Consider the following 7,529-nt stretch of genomic DNA (forward strand, 5'->3'; position numbering starts at 1 on the left):
GTCAAGAGCGGCGGAGCCGCCAGCCCTGCTCGCAGCGTTCGGCGAAACCCGCTGCCGCCAGTGCTCCGAGGCAGCGCAGTACCGTGCCGGGTTCGAGCCCGGCCCGGTGTCCTATCCGGTTCGGGCCCGTGCCGCCGCGCGATGGCAGCGCGTCGAGTACCGCGGCTGTCTCCGGGTCGAGTGCGTCGCGGCCCAGCACCGCTGGCGGCGCCAGTCCGGACGCGGCAGCGATCGGGGACAGGCACTCAATGACCTCGGCGGCGCTGGTGACGAGCGTGCCTTGCCACTCCCTGATGATGTGGTGGCACCCCGCGGACAGGTCGGAGGTGACCGGTCCTGGCACCGCCATCAGCCGGCGGCTCAGGTCGCGGGCGTGCCGGGCTGAGTTCAGCGCGCCGCTGCGCTGGCCCGCCTCGATGACGAGCGTTCCCGGGGCCAGCGCCGCGATGACCCGGTTGCGGACGAGGAACCTGAGCCTGGTGGCATTAGCGCCCGGCGGCCACTCGCTGACCACCACTCCCTGCGCGGCGATCGCGTCGAGCAGTTCCTTGTGGCCGGCCGGATAGGGCATGTCTACCCCGCAGGCCAGCACGGCGATGGTCACGCCCTCGGCGCCGAGCGCGCCGCGATGCGCCGCCGCGTCGACCCCGTAGGCGCCGCCTGAGATCACCGCCCAGCCGCGCGCGGCAACCGAGGCGGCGAATTCGGACGCGACGTAGGAGCCATAGGCGGTCGCGGCCCGGGAACCCACGATCGAGACCGAACGCAGGCAGCTGAACCGCAGGTCTGCGCTGCCGCGCAGCCACAGCGCGTACGGTTGCGCGTCGCCTAGGTCGCTGAGCTGTGCGGGCCATTCCGGGTCTGCGGGGCAGACGACCCTGATGCCTGCGCGGCAGAAGCCAGCCACCTCGTCTGGCGACGGGACCTCAGCCAGCCGCACCTGCCAGCGCCGCATGGCTCGTGTCGCGGCGGCGTCTGGCGAGGCAAGACCGGGGAACTCGCCCTTCTTGATCGCCGCGAGTGTGCTCGCCGCTCCGCGGTCTCGGACCAGGGCGCCCAGCCTGAGATCTCCCGGTTCGGCGAGGTACGTGAGCGCGGCGCGGGCGTAGGACCCCTCGTCTAGCGCGGCGCTCACTTGGTCACTCCCAGCCATAGCGCGATCGCGACGTCGATCTCTCCGGCGCCAGGGCAGGGCTTGCCCGCCAGGTCGGCGACGCTCCACGCCACCCGGACGATCTTGTCGGCACCGCGGGCGGACACCTGGCCGAGCTCCATCGCGCGGTCAAGCGACTTCAGCGCGCCCTGCTCGGGCGGGAAGGCCCGGCGTAGCTCGGCGCCAGGGATCTCGGCGTTCAGCCGCCATGGCGTCCCGGCTAGTCGCCTGGCGGCGCGGTCGCGGGCCGCGGCGACTCGCCCCGCGACGACCGCGCTCGATTCCGCGTGCTTGCGGTCATACAGCATCTCCCGCCGGTTGACGGGCTCCAGGGTGATCTTGACGTCGACCCGGTCCAGTAGCGGCCCGCTCAGCCGTCCCAGGTACCGTCTGCGGGCCGCCGGGCTGCACTCGCATGCCGCCCCGCCGGGCGTGGCCGCCCTCGCGCACGGACACGGGTTGGCCGCCAGGACCAGCGTGAACCGGGCTGGAAACCGGGCGGTCATCGCCTGGCGGGCGATCACCACCTCGCCCGCCTCTAGCGGCTGGCGCAGCGCGTCAAGCACGTCCCGGCCGAATTCCGGGGCCTCGTCGAGAAACAGCACGCCGCGATGCGCCAGGCTGGCCGCGCCTGGCCGGATGAGCCCGCTGCCGCCGCCGACGATCGCGGCCTTGCTCGCCGTGTGATGCGGTGCGCAAAACGGCGGCTCTGCCACCAGCCCCGTCCCCGGCACCAGCGTGCCGGCCACCGAGTGGATCGACGTCACTTCCAGGGCCGCGGCGGCGTCCAGCCGCGGCAGGATGGTCGGGAGCCGCTCCGCAAGCATCGTCTTGCCAGCGCCTGGCGGGCCCAGCAGGGACAGGTTGTGTCCGCCTGCGGCGCAGATCTCAGCCGCCATCCTGGCCTCGGACTGGCCAAGCACATCAGCCAGATCCAGGACCGCTCTGGCCCTGACCGGCTTGCCGCCAGGACCGCGAGGGCGCGGGGACGGCGCTGGCGACGGGGCCGGCGTCGGGGCCGGCCCGCCGCGCAGCCAGATCGCCACCTCCGCCAGGCTGTCCGCCGCAACCACGCGGACGTCCGGCACTAGCCTCGCCTCGGCCGCGTTCTCCGCCGCTACGACGACCGTGTCTACGCAGGGTTCCGCCGTGATGACTGCCGGCAGGACTCCAGGGACCGGTCGCAGCCGCCCGTCGAGGCCGAGCTCCGCGAGAAACATCTTCCCCGCCGGGGCGGACAGCGGCAGGGCATTGTTAGCGGTCATGATGGCGACCGCGATGGCTAGGTCGAAACCGCTGCCGCGTTTGGGCAGGCTGGCCGGGGACAGGCCGACGGTGATCTTCTGCTGCGGCCAGCTCTCCCCGCTATTGACGATCGCGGCGCGGATCCGGTCCCGCGCCTCCCGCAGCGCCGTATCAGGCAAGCCGATCAGGATCGTCATGGGCAATCCCTGGGCGATATCCGCTTCCACCTCGATTAGGTGACCTTCGACGCCGACAATCGCGACCGAATGCGCCCGGGCGAGCGCCATCTAGACCGCCCCCCGGACATGCTCAACCGTGAACCCGCCGGCGCTATCGTGCAGCAGCCCAACGACGTCAATGCGTATCTGGTCAAACCGGATCCCGTGCGCGGTGAGCCAGCGGACGGCCAGCCTGCGCAGCCTGGCCTGTTTCGCCCGGCCGACCGCCTCGAGCGGAGTGCCGTACCGCGTGCCGGACCGGGTCTTCACCTCGCAGACGACGAACGTGTGCCGCTCGACCGCGACGATGTCGATCTCACCGTCGGCGCACCGCCAGTTGCGGTCAAGGATCCGGAAACCGCAACCCTCAAGGTAGGTAACCGCGGCCTGCTCGCCGTCCCGTCCTAGCACGTCTTTCGCGCCCATCGTCATCACCTCCAGCAACGACGATGGCTCGCCACGCGAGCACCGCGCAGCACCGAATTCACGGCTGTGGAGGAATCCTTAAGAACCGCCCGGCTGTGGATAAAGGTCAGCCGAAATGTCGTAGGCGTCTGTTCTAATGCCCGGGGGACCCCCGGCGATTTGGCGCGGGGCAGACGCTTGCTTCGGGCAATTCATGGAAATCGTGCGGCCGGGCCGCGCGGTGAGCAGTGATCGGCCGCAGAGTCGGCCGGGGACGTTCCGGATAAAAGTTACTGGCGGCTGCGGCGGGATTGCGGGACCCGCCCAGCCGGCTGCGACGGGCTGGGCAGCGGCTCGATCGGCGGAATGTCGACGGTGACCGGGTCGGTGCCAAGGGATACCTGCTGGCCGTGGTGAGTGATCGGCATGGAGTCGCCGGACAGCAGCGAGTAGGTGGCTTCGCGGGAACGGACCTCGACGTGCACGATCCGGTCGCGGTACCGGAGGCGGAACGACAGCCCCACTATCCCCGGAGGCAGGCGCGGGCTGAACATGAGCTGGCCAGAGCCGCAGCGCATCCCGCCGAAGCCGCCGACCAGCGCGGTCCAGGCTCCGGCCAGGGAGGCGATGTGCAGGCCGTCCTTGGTGTTGTGCTCGCGGTCCTGGAGGTCCATGAACGCGGCTTCCGCGAGGTAGTCGTAGGCGAGATCGAGGTGCCCGACCTCGGCGGCCATCACCGCCTGGGTACAGGCGGACAGCGACGAGTCCCGGACGGTGAGCGCCTCGTAGTAGTCGAAGTTCCGCCGCTTCTGCTCGGGGGTGAAGGCTTCGCCGCGCATCTGCATCGCCAGTACCAGGTCGGCCTGCTTGACGACCTGCTTGCGGTACAGCTGGAAGTACGGGTAGTGCAGGAGCAGCGGGTAGTTCTCTTCCGGGGTGCCGGCGAAGTCCCACCTGGCGTACTGGGTGAACCCGTCGTGCTGCGGGTGGACCTCGAGCCGGGAGTCGAAGGGGATGTGCATGTCGGCGGCGGCGTCCCGCCACGCGGCGGCCTCCTCGGTCGTGACGCCGAGTTCGCGGGCCACCTCCTGCAGTTTTTCCGCCAGGTCGGCGGCGCTGGAGAGGTTGGCCTGCGCCATCAGGTTCGTGTAGACGTTGTTGTCCTTGACGGCGCTGTACTCGTCCGGCCCTGTCACGCCCTCGATGCGGAACTTCCCCTGGGCGTCGTGCTGGCCGAGGGAGCGCCACAGTCGCGCTGTCTCGACGAGCAGCGGCAGGCCGACTTCCTTCTCGAACGCCTCGTCTGCGGTCGCGTCGATGTATTTCATAGCCGCGTACGCGATGGCGGCGTTGATGTGGAACGCGGCCGTACCGGCGGGCCAGTACCCGGAGGTTTCCTGGCCGCGGATCGTCCGCCACGGGAAGGCGGCACCCGCCAGGCCGAGTTCCTTGGCGTGGTCCTGAGCCACGTCCATCACCAGGTACCGCCAGCGCAGCGCGTCCGCCGCCGCGCCGGGCAGGGTGTACGTCAGGACGGGGAGCACGAACATCTCGGTGTCCCAGAACGTGTGCCCGTCGTACCCGTTCCCTGTCAGCCCCTTCGCCGGGATCGGCCGGTACTCGGCGCGGGCGCCCGCCTGCATGATGTGGAACAGGCCGAACCGGACTGCCTGCTGGATCTCGACGTCACCGTCGACTTCGACGTCGGCGCCCTCCCAGAACGAGTCCAGGTACTCCCGCTGCTCCTTGATCAGCCCTTCCCAGCCGGTCAGCTGGGCCGCGGCGAGCGCGCCGTGGACCTGATCGACCAGCGCGGACCGCGAGCGCTGCGACGACCACCCGTAGCCGAGGTACTTTACGAGGCTGAGCTCCTCGCCCGCCTTGACCTGGGCGGCGACCGTCAGCCGGCCGAGGTCGGGGAACGACTCGGTCCCCATCGTCATCAGCCTCGGGCCCTTGACGTCGTGCGCCATCGCGCAGGCCATCCGCAGCTTGCTCATCCGGGTGCTGTGGACGAGAACGGCGCGCGGGTGCTTACCGTCGGACGCCTGGTGTTCCTCGCTGACCAGCGGCGAGGCCAGCACGGCGGCGGCGCGCGGGTCGGTGGTACTGACCGGCACTTCCTCGTTGGCCACGATCTCCGAGAGCACAACCAGGCGCAGGGTCTCGTCCACCGGCTTGACCGTGTACTTGATCGCGGCGACCGCGCGCTGGGTCAGCGACACCAGCCGCACTGATTCGACCTGGACAGTGTGCCCGGCCGGCGAGGTCCACACGACCGTCCTGGTCAGGGTGCCCGCGCGCAGGTCGAGGGTCCGGGTGTGGGACTGCACGGACCCGTACCTGATGTCGAACGGCTCGTCGTTCACCAGCAGCCGGATCACCTTGCCGTTGGTGACGTTGATGACCGTCTGGCCCTCATCGGGGAACCCGTACCCGGCTTCGGCGTACGGCAGCGGCCTGACCTCGTACAGCGAGTTCAGGTACGTGCCTGGCAGCCCGTACGGTTCCCCCTCATCCAGGTTGCCGCGCAGGCCGATGTGCCCGTTGGACAGGGCGAAAACCGACTCGCTCTGCGCGAGCACGTCCAGGTCAACGTGTGACTCGGTGAGGCACCACGGCTCGGCGCCGTAGGGCGAGTTAGTGATCACAGCAGCTCCCCCAGGTCCTGGACCACGATGTCCGCTCCATGCGACCGCAGCGCGTCCGCCTGCCCCACCCGGTCTACGCCGACCACGTAGCCGAAGTTACCCGCGCGGCCGGCCGCAACCCCGACCAGCGCGTCCTCGAAGACCGTCGCCTCGGCGGCGGCGAAGCCAAGCATGCGTGCCGCCTCGAGGAACGTGTCGGGCGCGGGCTTGCCGTGCAGCCCGAGCTTCTTGGCTACCAGGGCGTCGACCCGCACATCGAACAGGGCGGCGACGCCGCCCGCGTCGAGGACGGCTTCGGTGTTCGCGCTCGACGACACGACCGCGGTGCGCAGCCCGGCTGCCCTGACGGCTTCGATGTACCGGCGGGAGCCCTCGTAAACCTCGACGCCGTCCCGCTTCAGCACCGCGAGGACCAGCTCGTTCTTCCGGTTGCTCAGTCCGTGGATCGTGGACGCTCCCGGCGGGTCGTCTTCCGATCCCTCCGGGAGCGATATCCCCCTGGATTCGAGGAACGATTTCGTGCCCTCGAGCCGCGGCTTGCCGTCGACGTACTCTTCGTAGTCAGCCGACTCGAACGGCACGAACGGCGTCCCGTTCTTGGCCGACCACTCCCGCAGGAAGCCGTCGAACATTTCCTTCCACGCCGCGGCGTGCACGACGGCGGTCTTGGTCACGACCCCGTCCATATCGAAGAGGCAGGCTCTTATCCCGTCCGGCAGTCCAAGCACGTAAGAAACGCCGCCCCTTCGCAAGCTCAGCCCGAGAAACCGGGTTTGTCCTCCGGTAGTTCGAGGTCACTCTTCGCCAGCTCCTCGATGTTGACGTCCTTGAACGTGACTACCCGCACATTCTTGACGAATCGCGCCGGGCGGTACATGTCCCACACCCAAGCGTCATGCATTGTTACCTCGAAGAACACGTCACCGGTATCCGTGCCGCGCACCTGCAAGTCGACGTCGTTGGTGAGATAGAAGCGGCGTTCGGTCTCGACGACATGAGTGAACAGGCCGACGACGTCGCGGTACTCGCGGTAGAGCTGCAGCTCCATCTCCGCTTCGTACTTCTCAAGGTCTTCCGCGCTCATGTCCCCTATTCTCCCTCCACCTGCAGGTGCCCCGGCTCAGGCACGCACCGGAAGGACCTGCGGTGCTCGGGACACGGCCCGAGCTCATCCAGGACCCGCAGGTGCTCGACGGTTACATACCCCTTGTGACGGCAAAAGCCGTACTCGGGATAACGCTCATCGAGCTCCAGCATCATCCGGTCCCTGGTCACTTTGGCGACGATCGATGCCGCGGCGACCGACGCGGCGACCCGGTCTCCCTTCCACACCGCGAGCGCGGGTGAGCCAAGGCCGCGCACGGGAAAGCCGTCGGTCAGCACGTATCCCGGCGCGGTGCGCAGCCCCGCGAACGCCCGGCGCATACCCTCTACGTTGCACACGTGCAGTCCGAAGCCGTCGATCTCGTTGACGGGGATCGTGATCACGTGCCAGTCCACCGCGTGCCGCATGATGTGCCCGTAGGCGTCCTCGCGGGCGGCAGGGGTGAGCAGCTTGGAGTCGGCCAGCTGCGGCATCCGCCGGATCCCGGCCTGGTCGAGCACGACGGCGGCGACCACGAGCGGCCCCGCGCATGCCCCGCGCCCAGCCTCGTCGATGCCCGCGACCGGCGCCAGCCCGGCGCGCGCGAGCACGTTCTCGTAGGCGGCGAGCCCGGCGCTGCGCCGCGGCGTGTACCCGTGCTGGACCATTTCACTTGGCAGCGTACGCCAACCGCGCCTGCCTCCGCTCGGTGGCGGCAAAGCCGTCCGCGCCGCCCCGCGGGCGCGGCTAGCGCCGGGCGCCTTGGCGACGCT

At 69.7% G+C, this 7,529-nt stretch carries 7 protein-coding genes; all 7 read right to left on the reverse strand.

Going from position 1 to position 7,529, the window contains the following annotated elements:
* Position 1: 1 nt before the first annotated feature.
* A complete protein-coding gene (gene dprA, locus WA805_RS25410) occupies positions 2–1,135 on the reverse strand; it encodes a DNA-processing protein DprA (RefSeq protein WP_425243599.1) in 1,134 nt (377 codons plus the stop codon).
* A complete protein-coding gene (locus tag WA805_RS25415) occupies positions 1,132–2,685 on the reverse strand; it encodes a YifB family Mg chelatase-like AAA ATPase (protein WP_422339168.1) in 1,554 nt (517 codons plus the stop codon). Before WA805_RS25415 ends, dprA begins: the two co-directional genes overlap by 4 nt.
* Positions 2,686–3,042: a YraN family protein gene (locus WA805_RS25420; RefSeq protein WP_422278977.1), complete on the reverse strand. Its 357-nt coding sequence runs from the start codon at positions 3,040–3,042 to the stop codon at positions 2,686–2,688.
* Between the two features lie 269 nt (positions 3,043–3,311).
* Entirely contained in the window at positions 3,312–5,672 is a 2,361-nt protein-coding gene (locus tag WA805_RS25425; RefSeq protein ID WP_422289392.1) for a glycoside hydrolase family 65 protein, read from the reverse strand.
* The gene (locus WA805_RS25430) at positions 5,669–6,400 is read right to left on the reverse strand and encodes an HAD family hydrolase (protein ID WP_422278981.1); all 732 of its coding nucleotides are present in this window, start codon (positions 6,398–6,400) and stop codon (positions 5,669–5,671) included. Before WA805_RS25430 ends, WA805_RS25425 begins: the two co-directional genes overlap by 4 nt.
* A 26-nt stretch (positions 6,401–6,426) precedes the next feature.
* Positions 6,427–6,756, reverse strand: a complete 330-nt coding sequence (locus tag WA805_RS25435) for a DUF2469 domain-containing protein (RefSeq protein WP_422278983.1) — start codon at positions 6,754–6,756, stop codon at positions 6,427–6,429.
* 5 nt (positions 6,757–6,761) lie between these two features.
* Positions 6,762–7,424: a ribonuclease HII gene (locus tag WA805_RS25440; RefSeq protein ID WP_422278985.1), complete on the reverse strand. Its 663-nt coding sequence runs from the start codon at positions 7,422–7,424 to the stop codon at positions 6,762–6,764.
* Positions 7,425–7,529 lie beyond the last annotated feature (105 nt).

Source organism: Trebonia sp. (assembly GCF_049794275.1).
Lineage (GTDB): Bacteria > Actinomycetota > Actinomycetes > Streptosporangiales > Streptosporangiaceae > Trebonia.

Coding starts and splice junctions, on each gene's coding strand:
- WA805_RS25435 (WP_422278983.1), bottom strand. CDS start 6,756: ATGAGCGCGGAAGACCTTGAGAAGTACGAAGCGGAGATGGAGCTGCAG.
- WA805_RS25415 (WP_422339168.1), bottom strand. CDS start 2,685: ATGGCGCTCGCCCGGGCGCATTCGGTCGCGATTGTCGGCGTCGAAGGT.
- WA805_RS25440 (WP_422278985.1), bottom strand. CDS start 7,424: ATGGTCCAGCACGGGTACACGCCGCGGCGCAGCGCCGGGCTCGCCGCC.
- WA805_RS25420 (WP_422278977.1), bottom strand. CDS start 3,042: ATGGGCGCGAAAGACGTGCTAGGACGGGACGGCGAGCAGGCCGCGGTT.